This window comes from Kitasatospora sp. NPDC048662 (genome assembly GCF_055587065.1).
This window is the reverse complement of the sequence record NZ_JBVJHA010000001.1, coordinates 1094968-1113446: the sequence shown is the minus strand read 5'-3', so window position 1 is coordinate 1113446 and position 18479 is coordinate 1094968. Positions and strand designations below refer to the sequence as shown.

Below are 18479 nucleotides of genomic sequence, written 5' to 3'. Positions count from 1 at the left end.
CCGTGACGGCCCGGGCAGTCGTGACAGCCGGGCCGCCCCGCGACGCGTTCGCCGCGCTGGTGCTGCACCGGGCCCCGCAGCGGGCCCGGGTCGGCCTGACACTCGGCTTCGTACGCACCTTCGCCGTCCCGGAGATCGCCGAAGTACTGTCCGCCACCGGCAAGTTGGCGTCCGCGCCGAAAGCCCGGGCGAAGGCCACCGGGGCCATGATGTTCGCGCTGATCGGCCACGGGGTGGACAGCGAAGCCGGCCGGGAGATCGTCGCCGAACTCGCCGCGATGCACCGACTGCCGGGCGTGGACGACGAGTTGATGCGCTACGTGCTGGCCTGCTTCACCGTCTGCCCGGTGGAGTTCACCGCCCGGGGCGGCGGTGTGACGCCCGCCGAGCGGGAGGCCGCGTTCGCCTTCCAGGCCGAGCTGGCCGCCGCCCTGGAGCTGCCCGCGCTGCCCGGCCCGGACCTGGACCGGATCGCCGCCTGGATGCGCGAGTTCGAGGCCGCCCGGTTCGCCCCCAGCCCGGCCGGCCGGGCCCTGTGGCAGGCCGTCTCCGGCCTGTTCGCGTCCCGCCTGCCCGGCCCGCTGGCCCGCCACGCCCCGGCCTTCGCCACCGCCCTGCTGGACGCCCCGCTGCGGGCCGCCCTCGACGTCCCCCGCCCCGCCTGGCCGCTGCGCGCAGCCGCCGCCCTCGCCTTCCGACTGGCCCGCTGACTGCCCGCCCCGGCTGGCCGCTGCGCGCGCAGAAGCCGCCAACGCCTCACGGCGCACCCACAGTCCGCCCGCCCCGGCCCTCGCCACCGCTCTGCTGGACGCCCTGCTGCGCGCCGCCCTCGACATCCCCCGCCCCGCCTGTTCGCGTCCCGCCCGCCCGGCCCGCCGGGTTGCCCGGCCCGCCGGCCGAAGCTCAGCGCGAGCCGTGCACCCGGCGGTGGCTCCAGACCATCAGGCCGAGCAGGATCAGGCCCGACAGCATCAGGCTCAGCCCGGTCGGCCAGCCCGCCAGCGGCAGGCTCGGCACCAGCACCGCGGCGACGCCGGCGCCGATCAGCCCGAGCCCGGCCAGCACCGAGCCGGCGATCCGCCAGCGCGAGGCGACGCTGGCCTCGACGCCCGCCATCGCCCGCACCCGTACCGGCTCGACGAACCGGGACAGCGCCGGGATCGCCCGGGCCAGCAGAATCAGCCCGGCCAGCAGGAGCAGCGTGCCGGGCCCGGGCAGCACCAGCAGCACCACGCCGACCGAGACCAGCGTGACCCCGGCCGCGCCGAGGGCCACCCTGGCCACTGGGTGGACGGTGTCCGGGTCCGCTTCGAATGCCGGCCGCTGCTGTTCGCTCATCACTCCACGGTAACCGGATCGCCGGGCGAACAGGCAAGCGTGCTCAGGGCCTGGTCAGCGCCTCGATGCTGTGCCCGTCCGGGTCCTTCACGTACACGCCGCGGCCGCCGTTCCAGTGGTTGATCCGGCCGGGCTGCTGGGAGAACGGGTCGGCCCAGTGGGTGAGGCCCTGCGCCTGGATCCGGCCGTAGATCGCGTCGAACTCGTCCTCGGAGACCAGGAACGCGTAGTGCTGCGGCGTGATCGGGCCCGCGACGGTCATCACGTCGAGCGTCACGCGGTTGCCCAACTGCACGGCCAGGAACGGCTCGTGGACTTCGGCGTCGGGCAGGCCGAGCAGGCCGGTCAGGAAGTCGGCGGTGGCCTGTCGGTCCCGGGCGGCCACGATGGTGTGGTTGAGCTCTATCGGCATGGTGCACGGCCTCTCGTTCCGGAGCGGGGTGATCTCACGCACCTCGACGGTAGGACTTCAAGCGTGCTTCAGGTCAAGAGCCGCTGACCTGCGGCGTTCCCCCGACCCGCAGGTCGGGGGAACGCCGGCCGGGTCACATGCCGTTCTTGCGGATCGCGGTGTAACCGGACAGCTTCGACATCGACACCTCGTGCGAGATGCAGCCGTTGCTGCCGGAGTCCTCCAGGATGATCGCCTTGGTGTGCGCGGCGTCCGCCCAGCCGCCGAACAGCACCACGTGCTGGTTCTTGTCGCCGCTCTCGTGGTGGATCACCAGCGCGTCGCCGGGCATCAGGTCGCTCTTGTTGATGTGGTGCGCGATGCCGGCGCTCTCGCTGATCAGCGGGCCGGTCGAGGTGCCGCCGCCGTCGGTGGACAGGCCCCAGGCCGCCGAGACGAAGCCGGAGCAGTCGACCCGGTAGCCGTTGGTGACGGCGCCCTGGCTGTAGCCGAGCTTGCGCTCGACCCGCTCCATCGCCCGCTCGACCATCGCCTTGCGCTCGTCGGAGACCCCGTCCAGGTGCGGCTGGTCCACCACGCCGCCGCCCTGGCCGTTGCGCGGGTGCCACTTGTGGGTGGGCGACCAGTCGTCCCAGCCCGTGCCGTTGATCATCCTGGTCTTCCAGTCGCCGCTGGACCGGTCCTTGATCTTCGGGCCGTCGTGCAGGCCGCCCGGGCGGGTGGAGATCCCGGAGCCGTCGTTGCCGCTGGTGTCCCCGCCGCCGGTGTTCGGCGACTTCGGCTGCGGCGCGCGGCTGCCGCCGCCCGTGCTGCCACCGCCCGTGCTGCCGCCGCCGTGCCCGCCGGTGCCGTCGCCACCGGTGTTCGGCGACTTGGGCTGCTCCGGGTGGCTCCCGCCACCACCGGTGCCGTTGCCGTTGCTGCCGCCGCCGTTGCCGACGCCCGCGATGCCGGTGCTCGGCGACTTCGGCTGCGGCTTGTCCTCGCCGTGCGGCTTGTTGAGGATGTCGGCGATGCCCTGCTCGACCTCGTTGTACCGGGCGATCATCTTCTTGAGCTTCGCCGCGTCCTCGCCGAGCTCGCGGGTGAGCTTGTCCTTGGTCTTCATCAGCGCGTCGGCCTTGTGGCTGATGTCGTCGACATCCCGCTTCACCTCGGCGAGCACTGGACCCGCCCCGACGACTCCCATGATGAAACCGGAGAACACATCGGTGGCCGCCGCCTTCGCGACCGTGGCCTTGATGTGCCCGACCTGCTGGGTCATCTCCGCCATGCGCTGGTTCAGCTGCTCGAAGTCCCGCATGATCTTCACCAGCTCGTCCGGCCGGAAGCCGAACTGTTTCCCCGTCATCGCACACGCCCCCCTACCTCGGCGACGGCCCCCCTGGCCGTTCGCCCCAAGACTGTCCCGATTCTCTCGCAGCGGACAGCACGGGACCCGGCCGGGGGTGGTCAACCCCGGGCCGGGCCCCGTGCGGTGAGCACGCGTCAGTCGACGCCGTTGCGGCGGTACGGCTGGTACGCGGAGCCTCCGTGGAAGTACGGGTAGGGGATCTCCCGGGAGACCATGCCCGCGTCGCCACTGTCCTCGATGCCGATGTAACGGGTGTGGGCGGCGTCCACCCAGCCCCCGAACAGCACCGTGTGATCGTTGGAGATCATCGCGTCACCCGGCTGCAGGTCGTTCTTGCCGATGTGGTGCGACACGTTGCCCTGCATCAGCCCGATGGTGTTCAGACCCGGGCCGGGCAGGCCCCAGGCACAGGACACCAGGCCCGAACAGTCCACCCGGTAGCCGTTGGTGACGGCGCCCTGGCTGTAGCCGAGCTTGTGCTCGGCGCGCTCCAGTGCGCGCTCCACCATGGCCCTGCGCTCCGGCGACAGCCCTTCCAGCTTGGGCCTGGCCTTCACACCGAGGCCCTCGCCGTTCTTCTTGTGCTTCTTGCCGGACCAGGAGTCCCAGCCGCTGCCGTTGATGATCTTGGTCTTCCAGTCACCGGTGGAGCGGTCCTTGAGCTTCGGCCCGTCGTGCTTCCCACCGGGCCCGCCGGCCGGCGTGCCGGTGCCACCGCCGCTGTCGGTGCCGGTGTTCGGCGACTTCGGCTGCGGCGTGTGACTCCCGCCACCACCGGTGCTGCCACCGCCGCCGCCGTGGCCGGCGCCGTCGATACCGGTGCTCGGGGACTTCGGCTGCTCGGCGTGACCGCCGCCGCCACCGCCCCCGCTGTTGCCGCCGCCGTTGCCCACACCGTCGATGCCAGTGTGCGGGGACCCGGGCTGCGGCCTCTCGTCGCCCTTGGGCTTGTTCATCTCGTCGGCGATCTTCTTCTCGACCGCCTCGTAGTGGGCGATGAGCTTCTTGATCTTCGCTGCGTCCTCGCCGAGCTCGCGGGTGAGCTTGTCCTTGGTCCGCATCAGCGCCTCGGCCTTGCTGCTGATGTCGTCGACATCCCGCTTCACCTCGGCGAGCACCGGACCCGCCCCGACGACTCCCATGATGAAACCGGAGAACACATCGGTGGCCGCCGCCTTCGCGACGGTCTCGCCGATGTGCCCGACCTTCTTGGTCATCTCCGCCATGCGCTGGTTGAGCTGCTCGAAGTCGCGCTGGATCCGCACCAGCTCTTCCGGCCGGAAGCCGAACATCTTCCCCGTCATCGAAGGATGTCCCCTCGTTCTCCGTCCGTGGCCCGGCCCCGGACGATCTCCGCCGTCCGGATCCGGATCACAACACGCTGGCGAGGCGCTTCACCGAGTCGCCGAGCTGGTTGAGCTCGTCCGCGACCCCGTTCAGCTCCCGCACCCGGCCCTGGGCGTGCGCGGTGAACGCGTCCGCCGCCGCACCGTGCCAGGACATGTGCGACAGCAGCGAGTTGACGTCGCCGCCCAGCTGCTCGACCTGCTTGGCCATCTCGGCCAGCTCCTGCGCGATCTTGTTGAGCTCGGCGTCGGCGTCGCCGAACATCTTGCCGAGCGCCCAGTGCGCGATCTCGGCCGGCGCCATGACGATGTCCTTGCCGACCTTGGCCACGTCACCGACGAAGTCACCGACGTCGCTGACCACGTTGCCTATGTCGCCCAGAATGCCCATCAGAACTCCCCCTGTTCCCCGTCAAACCGTTCCTCCCAAGGCTAGTCAGTACTGCCTCCGAGCGAAACGGGCGGGTGCCCGTCAATACCTGCGGTTGACCTACGGGCGGGTGTTCGCGGTCCGCCCGCCGCGCCTGTGACACTGGAGGCTCGTAACAAAACCGAGGTGCGCCCCGGCCCCGACTTTATGCAACCTAGAGGGATGCCCGCAGTGAGTTCTCCCGTAGCCCCGCAGCCCGCCCCCACGCTCGCGGAGCTGGCCGCCCGGCTGCCCGGCCTGATGCTGCGCGACATGCAGCGCCTCGGCCGCCGCCTGGAGGGCACCCGCAAGGTCCGTTCGGCCGAGGCCCGGGGGAAGATCCTGGCCGAGCTGGCCGCCGACTTCGACCGCTCCGAACTGCGGGTCGCCGACCGCCGGGCGGCGGTCCCCGAGATCCGCTACCCGCAGGAACTGCCGGTCGCGCAGAAGAAGGACGAGATCCTGGCCGCCGTCCGCGACCACCAGGTGGTGATCGTGGCGGGCGAGACCGGCTCCGGAAAGACCACCCAGATCCCGAAGATCTGCCTGGAGCTCGGCCGCGGCGTGCAGGGCCTGATCGGCCACACCCAGCCCCGCCGGATCGCCGCCCGCACGGTCGCCGAACGCGTCGCCGAGGAGCTGAACACCCCGCTCGGCGAGGCCGTCGGCTGGAAGGTCCGGTTCACCGACCAGGCCGGCCAGGACACCCTGGTCAAGCTGATGACGGACGGCATCCTGCTGGCCGAGATCCAGACCGACCGAGACCTGCGCCAGTACGACACCCTGATCATCGACGAGGCGCACGAGCGCAGCCTGAACATCGACTTCCTGCTCGGCTACCTCAAGCAGCTGCTCCCCCGCCGCCCCGACCTCAAGGTGATCATCACCTCGGCCACCATCGACCCGGAACGCTTCGCCGAACACTTCGACGACGCCCCGATCATCGAGGTCTCCGGCCGCACGTATCCGGTCGAGGTCCGCTATCGGCCGATCCTCGACGACAGTGATGCCGAGGACGATGCGGACACTGCACCGGACCGGGACCGCGACCAGATCCAGGGGATCTGCGACGCGGTCGAGGAGCTCCAGTCCGAGGGCCCGGGAGACATCCTGGTGTTCCTCTCCGGAGAGCGCGAGATCCGCGACACCGCCGACGCGCTGACCAAGCTGAAACTGAAGTTCACCGAGATCCTGCCGCTGTACGCCCGGCTCTCCTCCGCCGAACAGCACCGGGTCTTCCAGCGCTCCACACAGCGCCGGGTGGTGCTCGCCACCAACGTCGCCGAGACCTCGCTGACCGTCCCCGGCATCAAGTACGTGATCGACCCGGGCACCGCCCGCATCTCCCGCTACAGCCACCGCACCAAGGTCCAGCGCCTGCCGATCGAGGCGGTCAGCCAGGCCAGCGCCAACCAGCGCAAGGGCCGCTGCGGCCGCACCTCGGACGGCATCTGCATCCGGCTGTACTCGGAGGAGGACTTCCTCTCCCGCCCCGAGTTCACCGACGCGGAGATCCTGCGCACCAACCTGGCCTCCGTCATCCTCCAGATGACGGCGGCGGGCCTCGGCGACATCGCCGCCTTCCCGTTCCTCGACCCGCCGGACTCCCGCAACATCAAGGACGGCGTCAACCTGCTGCACGAGCTGGGCGCCCTGGACCCGGCCGAGAAGGACCACCGCAAGCGCCTCACCCCGCTCGGCCGCAAGCTCGCCCAGCTCCCGGTCGACCCGCGGATGGCCCGCATGGTGCTGGAGGCCGACCGCCTCGGCTGCGTCCGCGACGTGATGGTGATCGCCTCCGCGCTGTCCATCCAGGACCCGCGCGAACGCCCCGCAGAGAAGCGCCAGGCCGCCGACGAGCGGCACCGCCGCTTCCACTCGGAGACCTCCGACTTCCTCTCCTACCTGGCGATGTGGCGCTACGTCAGGGAGCAGCAGAAGGAGCTGTCCTCCTCCGCGTTCCGCCGGATGTGCAAGTCCGAGTTCCTCAACTACCTGCGGATACGGGAGTGGCAGGACGTCTACGTCCAGCTGCGCACCATCGCCAAGCAGCTCGGCGTCACCATCGAAGAACCGCACGACGATGCCGAGCCGGACGCCGACCGGATCCACCAGGCGCTGCTCTCCGGCCTGCTCTCCCACCTCGGCCTGTTCGACGTGGAGAAGCGCGAGTACGCGGGCGCCCGGGGTGCCCGGTTCGCGGTGTTCCCGGGGTCGGGGCTGTTCAAGAAGCCGCCGCGCTGGGTGATGTCCGCCGAGCTGGTGGAGACCTCCCGGCTGTGGGCCCGGATCAACGCGAAGATCGAGCCGGAGTGGGTGGAGCCGCTCGCCCCGCACCTGATCAAGCGCAGCTACAGCGAGCCGCACTGGGAGAAGAAGGCCGGCGCGGTGCTGGCCTACGAGAAGGTCACCCTGTACGGCCTGCCGATCGTCGCCCAGCGCAAGGTCAACTACGGCCGCGTCGAGCCCGAGCTGTGCCGTGAGCTGTTCATCCGCTCCGCCATGGTGGAGGGCGACTGGGAGACCCACCACAAGTTCTTCGCGGAGAACCGCAAGCTGCTCGACGAGGTCGAGGAGCTGGAGAACCGGGCCCGCCGCCGGGACATCCTGGTGGACGACCAGACCCTGTTCGACTTCTACGACGCCCGCCTGCCCGAGGACATCGTCTCCGCCCGGCACTTCGACGCCTGGTGGAAGAAGACCCGCCGCGACCAGCCCGACCTGCTCAATTTCGAGAAGTCGATGCTGATCAACGACTCCGCGGACGGCGTCACCGAGGCCGACTACCCGGACGTCTGGCAGCAGGGCAAGCTGCGCTTCCCGCTGACCTACCAGTTCGAGCCGGGCAGCGACGCGGACGGCGTGACGGTGCACATCCCGCTCGCGGTGCTCAACCAGGTGGTCGCGGACGGCTTCGACTGGCAGATCCCGGGCCTGCGCGAGGAGTTGGTCACGGCCTGGATCCGCTCGCTGCCGAAGGCGATCCGCCGCAACTTCGTGCCCGCCCCGGACTACGCCCGGGCCGCGATGCGCGAGCTGACCGACCGCCAGGAGCCGCTGCTGCCCACCCTGGAGCGGGTGCTGCACCGGATGTCGGGCCTGCCGATCCCGCCGGAGGCCTGGGACGAGGAGCGGATCCCCGACCACCTGAAGGTCACCTTCCGGGTGGTGGACGGCAAGCGGAAGCTCGCCGAGTCCAAGGATCTGGAGGAGCTGCGCCAGGGCCTCCGGCCGAAGCTGTCGGCGACGCTGTCCAGCGCGGCGTCCGGCCGCGGCATCGAGCGCACCGGCCTGACCGCCTGGCCCACCGACCTGCCGGTCCTGCAGCGCACCTTCGAGCAGCGCACCCGCGGCCACTCGCTGCGCGCCTACCCGGCGCTGGTGGACGAGGGCGCGAGCGTCGGCATCAAGCTGTTCGACACCCCCGAGGCCCAGCAGCGCGCCATGTGGGAGGGCACCCGCCGGCTGCTGATGCTGCAAATCAACTCGCCCGCCAAGTCGATCCAGGGCCGCCTGGGCAACCAGGCCAAGCTGGCGCTGTCGTACAACCCGCACGGCTCGATCCCGGCGCTGTTCGAGGACATCGTGGCGGCGGCCACCGACCGCCTGATGACGTTGTCGGGCGGGGTGGCCTGGGACTCGGAGGCGTTCACGGCGCTGCACGACAAGGTCCGGGCGGACCTGTACGAGCTGTCCGCGGACACCACGCTGAAGACCGCGGCGGCGCTGATCGCCTTCCACCGGGCCTCGAACCGGCTGAAGTCGGTCTCCAGCCCGGTGCTGCTGTCCGCGGTGAACGACGTCCGCCTGCACCTGGCCTCGCTGGTGCACCCGGGCTTCGTCACCGGCACCGGGTGGCAGCGCCTGGGCGATCTGAAGCGCTATCTGATCGCCGTGGACCGCCGCCTGGAGGCGCTGCCCGACCACCCGCAGCGCGACCTGCAGAACCTGCTGAAGGTGCAGGCGGTGCAGCAGGCGTACGGCGAGCTGCTGGCGAGGGTGCCGGCCGGCCGGGAGCCGTCGGCGGAGATCCGGGCGGTCCGCTGGATGATCGAGGAGCTGCGGGTGAGCTTCTTCGCACAGGGGCTGGGCACGCCGACGCCGGTTTCCGAGAAGCGCATCCTGAAGGCGATGGAGGCGGCCGCGGCGACCCTCTGAGGCCCGTCGGGAGCCGGTTCGACCTGGGGGGTCGTGATGCAGTACGATCTGTCTTGTTCGCAGGCGAGAGCAGGCGGGCAAGGATCAGATCACTGGTCCCGTGGAGCAGTTGGTTAGCTCGCCACCCTGTCAAGGTGGAGGTCGCGGGTTCAAGTCCCGTCGGGATCGCAGGAGCGCAGGGCCCGGAACTTCGAGTTCCGGGCCCTATCGCTTTTCCGGGGCGCGCACAAGATAACGGTGCTGTGATCACCGTCACTGACGCCCTTTCAGGAACCGACTTCCAGGGCATCCCCGCAAAGGGCTCAGATTTAATATGTAAAATTGTACTGTCTTTACCGGGAATTCCCCCCACCCCCACCAGCCCCACGGGAATCCCGCATTCCGGCTCCGAACATGCCGAAGGGCCGCACCCCCGACCCGGCGGAGTCGGAGAGGCGGCCCTTGGGACCTGCCGAGCGCGTTTTCCCGACCCGGCGGAGTCGGGGGGCGTGCCCGGGGGAAAGCTTGGGATCAGACCTCGGTGCGCTGGGCCGGAATACCGGCCAGCAGGGCACGCACCTCCGCCTCGCGGTAGCGGCGGTGGCCGCCGAGGGTACGAATCGACGTGAGCTTGCCTGCCTTGGCCCAGCGGGTCACCGTCTTGGGGTCCACGCGGAACATGGTGGCGACCTCTGCCGGCGTCAGCAGGGGCTCGGCGTCAGGGGTACGAGCGGTCATGAGCGGCCTCCTCGGGAGAACCGAACCAGGGCGGTTCTATCCTTCAAATTCTGCACCTTGACCCGTGATGCCCGAAATGGCACGGACGGGCCGAGTCGGTAATAGGACGAACGGCTTGTCCTGGTGTCTACAACTACACCATCCGTCCAGCCCTATCGGCCAAACCGTCAAAATTGACCCCTCACGGGTTCAAGGGCGACGGATGGCCATGGACCACCCCATAGCGGACAGTTACGCACCGGTGACGTCCGGTCACGGTGCGCACGCCCGAGAGGGCTTGGGTTGGTTGTCCCATTTTGGCACATAGGTCTGAGTTGGCGTCAACGGTGAGTAGTGTCACGTTTCTCGGCTATTGACCCGATCTGGGACCATAGTCCCAAAATCCCTCCCAATGGTATGGACCATCCTCTCCTCTCGCGCCGGCATTCGACCAGGGGGCAATTTCTGACGCCCCCTCAGCCCCTCCCGGCCCCCCTGAGCCTCCCCCGTCCCCGGGCCGATCACGCTCAGGAGGCCTGCCGCAGCGCCAGCACCCGCCGCCAGCGCACCGTCAGGGCCTCGTAGCGGCGCTGCGCCGCCGCGCTGTCCCCGGCCCGCAGGGCGGCCAGGCCGTCCGCGAGTTCGCCCACCGAGTGCTCCTCGGCCAGCGCCCGCGGGCCGAGCAGCTGCACCAGGCCGCCGTAGTCGAGCTCCACCAGCGAGCGCGGATGGAACTCCTCCAGCCAGCGCCCGATCTCCTCCGCGCCCTCCGCGAGCGCCGCACCGGCCGCGCTCCCGGGCACCTCGGCCGTGGGGACGGCGGTGCGCAGCGCCCGGTAGGCCCGGGCCACCCGGCGGCGGGCCTGCACCATCGGCGTCAAGTAGAACAGTGCGGCCGGCTCCGGCCGTTCGCCGTCCCCGGCGGAGCCGTACTCGCCGGCCGGCAGGTGGTGGCGGTCCTCCTCGCCGAACGCCAGGAACCAGTGCAGCGGCACCTCCCAGCGGCTGGCGCGGATCCACGGCCGGGCGTCGGGGTGCTCCCGCTGCCACCGCGCCCGCTCGGCCTCGGCGGCGGCCCGCAGGGGCGACGGCAGCACGGTGTCCACCAGGTGCGCGGGCAGCGTCCGGCGCAGCTCCTGCAGGGCCAGCCAGCCGCGCAGCCGGGTCGTCCAGGGGCAGATGTAGGTGACGCCGTCCGCGACCCGCACGTAGGCGTGCCCGTCCTCCTGGTCGGGCAGCGGACGGGGCGTCAGGGCGGCCAGCGCGGCCAGGGCGGCGCGCTGTTCGGCGAGCGCGGCGCCGGTCACCGGCCGGCCGGGCCCGCCGGTGTCGGGGCCGTGCGCGGCCGCGTAGGCCTGCCAGCGGGCCCGGTCCGGTTCGGGGTAGGCGGCCAACGGCTCGTAGACCCGCAACTGGGCGGTGTACGGCGGGAGCACGGAGGTGCGCGGGGCGGTCACGCTCCGCATGTTCGCATGCGCCTCAGGGACGCGTCAGGGTGTCGCCGAGAAGGCTTCGATCGTTATTGCTCGGGGCCTGCCCGGGGGCAGATTCGAAGGAGGCCCCGGAGCTAGGCTTCGACCAGACGCCCGCACCACCGTCGCGGGCCATCATTGCTGGAGTCACCACCGTGACCGACGTACACACCACGCACCCCGCACCAGGCGTGTTGGGCCGAGTCTTCGGCACCGGCCAGGAGGGCGACGGGCACGAGCAGGTCGTGCTCTGCCACGACCGTTCCACCGGCCTCAAGGCGATCATCGCCATCCACTCCACCGCCCTCGGCCCCGCGCTCGGCGGCACCCGGTTCTTCCCGTACGCGAGCGAGGAGGAGGCGCTGACCGACGCGCTGAACCTCTCCCGCGGAATGAGCTACAAGAACGCCCTCGCCGGGCTCGACCTCGGCGGCGGCAAGGCCGTGATCATCGGCGACCCGGGCAAGGACAAGAACGAGGCGATGCTGCGCGCCTACGGGCGCTTCGTGCAGACCCTGCGCGGCCGCTACATCACGGCCTGCGACGTGGGCACCTACGTCCAGGACATGGACATGATCGCCCGGGAGACCGAGTTCGTCACCGGCCGCTCGCCCGAGCACGGCGGCGCCGGCGACTCCTCCGTCCTCACCTCCTTCGGCGTCTTCCAGGGCATGCGCGCCTCCGCGCAGGCCCGCTGGGGCCAGCCCACCCTGCGCGGCAAGCGGGTCGGTGTGGCGGGTGTCGGCAAGGTCGGCCACTACCTGGTCGGCCACCTGGTCGCGGACGGCGCCACCGTGGTCGTCACCGATGTCTCCGAGGCCGCCGTGAACCGGGTCCGGGCCGCCCACCCCGGGGTCGAGGTGGTGGCCGACACCGCCGCCCTGCTCGCCTCCGACCTGGACGTGTACGCCCCGTGCGCGCTCGGTGGCGCGCTCACCGACGAGACGGTGGGGGCGCTCGGCGCGGCCGGCACCTCGATCGTCTGCGGCGCGGCCAACAACCAGCTCGCCCACCCGGGCGTGGAGAAGGACCTCGCCGACCGCGGCATCCTGTACGCGCCCGACTACCTGGTGAACTCCGGTGGCGTGATCCAGGTCGCCGACGAGATCGACGGTTTCAACTTCGACCGGGCGAAGAACAAGGCGACGAAGATCTTCGACACCACGCTGGAGATCTTCACCCGGGCCGCCACCGACGGCATCCCGCCGGCGGTGGCCGCCGACCGGCTCGCCGAGAAGCGGATGCGGGAGATCAGCGCGCTGCGCTCGCTCCTGCTGCCGACCGCCCGCCGGAGCTGACCCGCCACAGTTCGTGATGCGCGGGGCCGGCGCCGCCCGGCCCGCGCATCACGATGTGGAACCGGATTCTCAGTTGGTCCCCCGAACGGGCGATACAGCGCCTCCTTCGGGGGATAATCTCTGCAGGAACGACGGGACCGGCATCGCGCCGGACAGCCTGCAAAAGCCCCGAAATTCCCCTCTGACCTGGGCGGACCTGGTTCGAGGGGGCTTGGGTGCGCGCCACGTCACACCGGCGACGTACCGTCCGGCGGCGGAAACAGGTACCGTTAATGCTCCAAGGGACGGTTTCCCACTTCGGGCAGACCGGACCTGATCATCAACACGTGTCAGACTCGGGGCCGTGAGCCCCACCGTTGAGGGGGTCGACCCATGGGGCGCGGCCGGGCCAAGGCCAAGCAGACAAAGGTCGCCCGCGAGCTGAAGTACAACAGCGGCGGGTTCGACGCTAACCGTCTGTCTCACGAGCTGGGTGTATCTCCGTCCACCGCGATCGAGCCGGAGCCGATCGAGGACGACGACGAGGACGACCCCTACGCGGCGTACGCGGACAGGTACAACAACGACGACGATGACGACGAGGACACCCCTCCGGCTCGTCGCCGCGCATAACGTTCTTCGACCGGACCGGTCCGGGCGCTCCCTGTGGGCGCCGGGCCGGTTTTCGGCGTACCTGTTCACGGTGCGCGAGAGCCGGTGACCGTATGAGAAAGGCCCCGCCGTGGCGGGGCCCTTCAGCGTGCCCGGATCAGAACGCCTCGTAGGCGTTGTACAGCGCCGCGCCGCCGTCGTGCTCCGCGTCGCGCTCGACCACGTCGCCGAGCAGCCACGCCTCGACGCCGCGGTCCTCCAGCACCGACAGCACCACGTCGACCGACTCCGGCGGGACGACGGCGACCATGCCGACGCCCATGTTGAGGGTCTTCTCGATCTCCAGGGTCTGCATCGCGCCGACCTTGGCGACGGTCTGGAACACCGGCAGCGGGGTCCAGGTGCCGCGGTCCAGGCGGGCGTGCAGGTGGTCCGGAATGACCCGGGCCAGGTTGGCGGCCAGGCCGCCGCCGGTGACGTGCGAGAAGGCGTGGATCTCGGTGGCGCGGGTGAGCGCCAGGCAGTCCAGGGTGTAGATCCGGGTCGGCTCCAGCAGCTCCTCGCCGAGGGTGCGGCCGAACTCCTCGACCTGGCGGTCGAGCTTCCAGCCGGCCTGGTTCAGCAGCACGTGCCGGACCAGCGAGTAGCCGTTGGAGTGCAGGCCGGAGGCGGCCATCGCGATGACCACGTCGCCGGCCCGGACCCGGTCCGCGCCGAGCAGCGCGTCGGCCTCGACCACGCCGGTGCCGGCGCCCGCGACGTCGTACTCGTCGGGGCCGAGCAGGCCCGGGTGCTCGGCGGTCTCGCCGCCGATCAGCGAGCAGCCGGCCAGCGTGCAGCCCTCGGCGATGCCCTTGACGATGGCGGCGACCCGCTCCGGGACGACCTTGCCGACGCAGATGTAGTCGGTCATGAACAGCGGCTCGGCGCCGCACACGACCAGGTCGTCGACGACCATGCCGACCAGGTCGTGGCCGATGGTGTCGTGCTTGTCCATGGCCTGGGCGATGGCCACCTTGGTGCCCACGCCGTCGGTGGCGGAGGCCAGCAGCGGACGCTCGTAGCGCTTGAAGGCGGAGGCGTCGAACAGTCCGGCGAAGCCGCCCAGGCCGCCCAGTACCTCGGGACGGTTGGTCTTCTTCACCCACTGCTTCATCAGCTCGACGGCACGGTCGCCGGCCTCGATGTCGACACCCGCGGCGGCGTAGGTCGCCCCGGTCTCGTTGCTGGTCACCTGGTGTGGCCCTTTCGAAGTGGTGGTGCTGCCTCCCCCGGCCGGGGCCGGGACGGGGTGCCCCCGGCCCGGGCCGGGGGCGGTGCGCCTGGTTACGGGCGTCGCAGCGCGTCCGCCGCGCCGGCGCCACCCAGCAGCGACTGCACGCCGTCGAGGTCGCTGGTCTGCTTGCCGCCGCGGGCCGGCTGCTGCTGCTTGGTCTGGCCGCCGGCGCTCGCCGCACCGGCAATTTCAGCCTCCAGCAACAGCTTGCCGAGCAGCGCCGGGTCCGGCAGCTCCATCGGGTACTCGCCGTCGAAGCAGGCCCGGCAGAGCTTGTCCTTGGGCTGCTTGGTGGCCTCGATCATCCCGTCGATGGAGATGTAGGCCAGCGAGTCGGCGCCCAGCGAGCGGCCGATCTCCTCGACCGACAGGCCGTTGGCGATCAGCTCGGCGCGGGTGGCGAAGTCGATGCCGAAGAAGCACGGCCACTTCACCGGCGGCGAGGAGATCCGGATGTGGACCTCGGCCGCCCCGGCCTCGCGGAGCATCCGCACCAGGGCGCGCTGGGTGTTGCCGCGGACGATCGAGTCGTCCACGACCACCAGGCGCTTGCCCCGGATGACTTCCTTGAGCGGGTTGAGCTTCAACCGGATGCCCAGCTGGCGGATGGTCTGGTTGGGCTGGATGAAGGTACGGCCGACGTAGGCGTTCTTCACCAGGCCGGAGCCGAACGGGATGCCGCTGGCCTCGGCGTAGCCGATCGCGGCGGGCGTGCCGGACTCGGGAGTCGCTATCACCAGGTCGGCGTCGGCCGGGGCCTCGGCGGCCAGCTTGCGGCCCATCTCCACCCGGGAGAGGTGCACGTTGCGGCCGGCGATGGTGGTGTCCGGGCGGGCCAGGTACACGTACTCGAAGACGCAGCCCTTGGGCTTGGCCTCGGCGAAGCGCGAGGTGCGCATGCCGTTCTCGTCGATGGCGATCAGCTCGCCGGGCTCCACCTCGCGGATGAAGCTGGCGCCGACGATGTCGAGGGCGGAGGTCTCGGAGGCGACCACCCAGCCGCGCTCGATCCGGCCCAGCACCAGCGGGCGGATGCCCTGCGGGTCACGGGCGGCGTAGAGCGTGTGCTCGTCCATGAAGACCAGCGAGAAGGCGCCCTTGACGCCCGGCAGCACCTTCTGTGCCGCCTCCTCGATGGTCAGGTCGGGGTGGCCGGCCAGCAGGGCGGTCAGCAGGTCGGTGTCGTTGGTCGCGGCGGTCCGCCCGGAGCGGGAGACGTGCTCCTCGCCGGGCAGCTCGGCGACCTTCGCCGCGAGTTCGGCGGTGTTGACCAGGTTTCCGTTGTGGCCGAGGGCCAGCGAACCGTTGGCGGTCGCCCGGAAGGTCGGCTGGGCGTTCTCCCAGACCGAGGACCCGGTGGTCGAGTAGCGGGCATGTCCGACGGCGATATGCCCGTGCAGCGACCCCAGGGAGGTCTCGTCGAAGACCTGGGAGACAAGTCCCATGTCCTTGAAGACGAGAATCTGGGAGCCGTTGCTCACTGCGATGCCCGCGGATTCCTGTCCGCGGTGCTGCAGGGCATAGAGGCCGAAGTACGTGAGCTTTGCGACCTCCTCGCCGGGAGCCCAGACACCGAAGACGCCACAAGCGTCCTGGGGGCCTTTCTCACCGGGAAGAAGATCGTGGTTGAGTCGTCCGTCACCACGTGGCACGTCTCCAAGTCTAGGGCAGACGGGGGGAAAGCCCTGATGGCAGCCTCGCGGTACGCGCGTAGACCTCGCCCCTTACCAGCTTTCGGCCCGGACGGTGGCCGGCTTCACGCCCTTGTCATCAAGCCTTCGCACGGCGGGCGGGCGGTCTCGGCGGCCGTTGTTGTGAGCCTGCTCACCCGGCGGGCAGCAGCAGCCGCCAGGAGTCCGGGCGGACCGTCCAGGTGCGGTGGCGGACCGGGCCGACCGGGCAGCCGTCGGCCTCGTAGCCGAAGCCGCGCCCGGCCACGGTGATCCGGCCGACCCGGTGGCGCTGCGGGCTGCCGTCCAGGTCGAGGGTGAGCTCCATGGCGTCGTCCACCATGGCGACCCGCAGGTGGCGCACCCGCTGGTGGACGTCGGCCAGCAGGCGGCCGTCGGCCTCGATCCGCAACTCCTCGGATCCGGAGGGGCTCGCCTGCTCGGCCGCAGCAAGTTTCGCCCATAGCGAACGCCAGCCACCCGTTCGGCCCTGCCTCGGGCCGGTGAAACGGACCTCGGACAGCACCACTCCGCCGCCGTCGTCGAGCAGCAGCCCGAGTCGCCGGGCGCTGCCCGCCAGCACCGTCCGCGCGGCGGCGACCGGCTCGGCCGGCACCCCCAGCAGGCGGGCCGTCGCGGTGGCCACCGGACCCCCGACCGGCACCAGCCCGACCGGGTCGGCGTCCAGCTCCCGCTGCCGGTGCAGCGCCTGCAACACCCGCTGCAGCGCCTGGTCCGAGCCGATCACCACGGCGCGCCTGCGGCCCCGGTGCGCCAGCACCCGGTCCAGCTCGGACGGGCTCTCCGGCAGGGTGACCTTCACATCGGCCCCGCCGCACAGCACATCCTTGGCGATCCGCACCGATTCGCCGTCCGCCTGCCGGGCCGACGGGTCCAGCACCACCAGGAGCGGCCCGGCCCCCTCGGCGTCCGGGGGGCGGGATACGGGCGTGGACAGCGACGACACGACCGGTCCTTCCTCAGGTAATCTCTCGGTGCAAGAGCCCCTTGCGCCATTGCGCCAGGGGCTTCGTCCATCTCGGGGCAGACTGCGGTCTTCGCAGGATGCCCCAACCGGAAGGGGTGTACGCCTGTGCCGGCACTCGTGCTCGTTGGTGCCCAGTGGGGAGACGAGGGCAAGGGAAAGGCCACCGACCTGCTCGGCGGCTCCGTCGACTACGTCGTCCGCTACCAGGGCGGCAACAACGCCGGTCACACGGTGGTCATCGGCGACCAGAAGTACGCCCTCCACCTGCTGCCTTCCGGCATCCTCAGCCCGAACGTGGTGCCGGTGATCGGCAACGGCGTGGTCATCGACCCGGGCGTGCTGCTCTCCGAGCTGCAGGGTCTGAACGACCGCGGCATCGACACCTCCAAGCTGCTGATCTCGGGCAACGCCCACCTGATCACCCCGTACCACCGGACGCTGGACAAGGTCACCGAGCGCTTCCTCGGCAAGCGCCGGATCGGCACCACCGGCCGCGGCATCGGCCCGTCCTACGCCGACAAGATCAACCGCGTGGGCATCCGGGTCCAGGACCTGTTCGACGAGTCGATCCTGCGCCAGAAGATCGAAGCGGCGCTGCACGACAAGAACCAGCTGCTGGTCAAGCTCTACAACCGCCGCGCGATCCCGGCCGACCTGGTGCTGGAGGAGTACCTGGGCTACGCCGACAAGATCAAGCCGTTCCTGGCGGACACCACGCTCGTCCTGGACGAGGCGCTGAAGGCGAACAAGGTCGTGCTGCTGGAGGGCGGCCAGGGCACCCTGCTCGACGTCGACCATGGCACGTACCCGTTCGTCACCTCCTCGAACCCGACCTCGGGCGGCGCCTGCACCGGCTCCGGCATCGGCCCGACCAAGATCGACCGGGTGATCGGCATCCTGAAGGCCTACACCACCCGCGTCGGCTCGGGCCCGTTCCCGACCGAGCTGCTGGACGCGGACGGCGAGGCGCTGCGGCGGATCGGCGGCGAGCGCGGTGTGACCACCGGCCGCGACCGGCGCTGCGGCTGGTTCGACGCGGTGATCGCCCGCTACGCGACCCGGGTCAACGGCCTGACCGACTTCTTCCTGACCAAGCTGGACGTGCTGACCGGCTGGGAGCAGATCCCGGTCTGCGTGGCGTACGAGATCGACGGGCAGCGGGTCGAGGAACTCCCGTACAACCAGTCGGACTTCCACCACGCGAAGCCGATCTACGAGAACCTGCCCGGTTGGAGCGAGGACATCTCGAAGGCGAAGACCTTCTCCGACCTGCCGAAGAACGCGCAGGCGTACGTGAAGGCGCTGGAGGAGATGTCGGGCGCGCCGATCTCGGCGATCGGTGTCGGCCCCGGCCGGACCGAGACCATCCAGATCAACTCCTTCCTGTAGGACGGGTTCGAGAGGCCCGGCATCCCTGTCGCGGGGGTGCTGGGCCTTTCGCATGGGCATTCGCGTTTGCACTAGTGCAGAG

The 18479-nt window shown here is 70.7% G+C and carries 15 protein-coding genes and 1 tRNA gene; 6 read left to right on the top strand and 10 right to left on the bottom strand.

Features of this window, described 5'->3' with window-relative positions:
• Nucleotides 1–20 precede the first annotated feature (20 nt).
• Nucleotides 21–710 (top strand): oxygenase MpaB family protein, encoded by a 690-nt coding sequence (locus tag ACZ6R9_RS05350; RefSeq protein ID WP_465536643.1) that lies wholly within the window; start codon nucleotides 21–23, stop codon nucleotides 708–710.
• Between the two features lie 193 nt (nucleotides 711–903).
• Here the strand turns inward: ACZ6R9_RS05350 and ACZ6R9_RS05345 are convergent, their stop codons facing one another.
• The 5 genes from ACZ6R9_RS05345 to ACZ6R9_RS05325 form a co-directional block, all read right to left on the bottom strand.
• Nucleotides 904–1338 carry a PGPGW domain-containing protein gene (locus ACZ6R9_RS05345; RefSeq protein ID WP_380479961.1) on the bottom strand — a complete coding sequence of 145 codons (435 nt, stop codon included), beginning with the start codon at nucleotides 1336–1338 and terminating at the stop codon, nucleotides 904–906.
• A 43-nt stretch (nucleotides 1339–1381) separates the two neighbouring features.
• Nucleotides 1382–1750: a VOC family protein gene (locus ACZ6R9_RS05340; RefSeq protein ID WP_380479963.1), complete on the bottom strand. Its 369-nt coding sequence runs from the start codon at nucleotides 1748–1750 to the stop codon at nucleotides 1382–1384.
• A 133-nt stretch (nucleotides 1751–1883) separates the two neighbouring features.
• Nucleotides 1884–3101, bottom strand: a complete 1218-nt coding sequence (locus ACZ6R9_RS05335) for an NlpC/P60 family protein (RefSeq protein WP_465536641.1) — start codon at nucleotides 3099–3101, stop codon at nucleotides 1884–1886.
• A gap of 137 nt (nucleotides 3102–3238) precedes the next feature.
• Nucleotides 3239–4408 carry an NlpC/P60 family protein gene (locus ACZ6R9_RS05330; RefSeq protein ID WP_380479967.1) on the bottom strand — a complete coding sequence of 390 codons (1170 nt, stop codon included), beginning with the start codon at nucleotides 4406–4408 and terminating at the stop codon, nucleotides 3239–3241.
• A 67-nt stretch (nucleotides 4409–4475) separates the two neighbouring features.
• Nucleotides 4476–4841, bottom strand: a complete 366-nt coding sequence (locus ACZ6R9_RS05325) for a hypothetical protein (protein ID WP_380479969.1) — start codon at nucleotides 4839–4841, stop codon at nucleotides 4476–4478.
• A gap of 201 nt (nucleotides 4842–5042) precedes the next feature.
• Here ACZ6R9_RS05325 and hrpA point away from each other — a divergent pair, with 201 nt between their 5' ends.
• Both hrpA and ACZ6R9_RS05315 read left to right on the top strand, forming a co-directional pair.
• Nucleotides 5043–9017 (top strand): ATP-dependent RNA helicase HrpA, encoded by a 3975-nt coding sequence (gene hrpA / locus ACZ6R9_RS05320; RefSeq protein ID WP_465536640.1) that lies wholly within the window; start codon nucleotides 5043–5045, stop codon nucleotides 9015–9017.
• A gap of 94 nt (nucleotides 9018–9111) precedes the next feature.
• Nucleotides 9112–9185 (top strand) — tRNA-Asp (locus tag ACZ6R9_RS05315).
• 342 nt (nucleotides 9186–9527) lie between these two features.
• On the opposite strand, the gene bldC is transcribed toward ACZ6R9_RS05315, so the two are convergent.
• Entirely contained in the window at nucleotides 9528–9734 is a 207-nt protein-coding gene (gene bldC, locus ACZ6R9_RS05310; RefSeq protein ID WP_030459248.1) for a developmental transcriptional regulator BldC, read from the bottom strand.
• Between the two features lie 506 nt (nucleotides 9735–10240).
• Nucleotides 10241–11170 (bottom strand): DUF8083 family protein, encoded by a 930-nt coding sequence (locus tag ACZ6R9_RS05305; protein ID WP_465536638.1) that lies wholly within the window; start codon nucleotides 11168–11170, stop codon nucleotides 10241–10243.
• Between the two features lie 170 nt (nucleotides 11171–11340).
• On the opposite strand from ACZ6R9_RS05305, the gene ACZ6R9_RS05300 reads away from it, so the two are divergent.
• On the top strand, nucleotides 11341–12483 hold the full coding sequence (locus tag ACZ6R9_RS05300; RefSeq protein WP_380479975.1) for a Glu/Leu/Phe/Val dehydrogenase dimerization domain-containing protein: 1143 nt from the start codon (nucleotides 11341–11343) through the stop codon (nucleotides 12481–12483).
• A 372-nt stretch (nucleotides 12484–12855) separates the two neighbouring features.
• Complete coding sequence (locus tag ACZ6R9_RS05295; protein WP_380479977.1) at nucleotides 12856–13095, top strand: DUF3073 domain-containing protein; 240 nt, start codon at nucleotides 12856–12858, stop codon at nucleotides 13093–13095.
• 136 nt (nucleotides 13096–13231) lie between these two features.
• On the opposite strand, the gene purM is transcribed toward ACZ6R9_RS05295, so the two are convergent.
• From purM to ACZ6R9_RS05280, 3 genes are all read right to left on the bottom strand, one after another.
• Nucleotides 13232–14308, bottom strand: coding sequence for a phosphoribosylformylglycinamidine cyclo-ligase (purM, locus tag ACZ6R9_RS05290; RefSeq protein ID WP_380479979.1), 1077 nt, complete (start codon nucleotides 14306–14308; stop codon nucleotides 13232–13234).
• 92 nt (nucleotides 14309–14400) lie between these two features.
• On the bottom strand, nucleotides 14401–16002 hold the full coding sequence (gene purF, locus ACZ6R9_RS05285; RefSeq protein WP_380479981.1) for an amidophosphoribosyltransferase: 1602 nt from the start codon (nucleotides 16000–16002) through the stop codon (nucleotides 14401–14403).
• 172 nt (nucleotides 16003–16174) lie between these two features.
• Entirely contained in the window at nucleotides 16175–16987 is an 813-nt protein-coding gene (locus tag ACZ6R9_RS05280; protein ID WP_465536636.1) for a diacylglycerol kinase family protein, read from the bottom strand.
• 126 nt (nucleotides 16988–17113) lie between these two features.
• On the opposite strand from ACZ6R9_RS05280, the gene ACZ6R9_RS05275 reads away from it, so the two are divergent.
• Nucleotides 17114–18397 carry an adenylosuccinate synthase gene (locus tag ACZ6R9_RS05275; RefSeq protein ID WP_380479985.1) on the top strand — a complete coding sequence of 428 codons (1284 nt, stop codon included), beginning with the start codon at nucleotides 17114–17116 and terminating at the stop codon, nucleotides 18395–18397.
• Nucleotides 18398–18479: the final 82 nt, after the last annotated feature.

What these genes read in the sequence shown, in the direction of transcription:
- ACZ6R9_RS05345 (WP_380479961.1), bottom strand. Translation starts at nt 1,338, where the DNA reads ATGAGCGAACAGCAGCGGCCGGCATTCGAAGCGGACCCGGACACCGTC.
- ACZ6R9_RS05340 (WP_380479963.1), bottom strand. Translation starts at nt 1,750, where the DNA reads ATGCCGATAGAGCTCAACCACACCATCGTGGCCGCCCGGGACCGACAG.
- ACZ6R9_RS05335 (WP_465536641.1), bottom strand. Translation starts at nt 3,101, where the DNA reads ATGACGGGGAAACAGTTCGGCTTCCGGCCGGACGAGCTGGTGAAGATC.
- ACZ6R9_RS05330 (WP_380479967.1), bottom strand. Translation starts at nt 4,408, where the DNA reads ATGACGGGGAAGATGTTCGGCTTCCGGCCGGAAGAGCTGGTGCGGATC.
- ACZ6R9_RS05325 (WP_380479969.1), bottom strand. Translation starts at nt 4,841, where the DNA reads ATGGGCATTCTGGGCGACATAGGCAACGTGGTCAGCGACGTCGGTGAC.
- hrpA (WP_465536640.1), top strand. Translation starts at nt 5,043, where the DNA reads ATGCCCGCAGTGAGTTCTCCCGTAGCCCCGCAGCCCGCCCCCACGCTC.
- bldC (WP_030459248.1), bottom strand. Translation starts at nt 9,734, where the DNA reads ATGACCGCTCGTACCCCTGACGCCGAGCCCCTGCTGACGCCGGCAGAG.
- ACZ6R9_RS05295 (WP_380479977.1), top strand. Translation starts at nt 12,856, where the DNA reads ATGGGGCGCGGCCGGGCCAAGGCCAAGCAGACAAAGGTCGCCCGCGAG.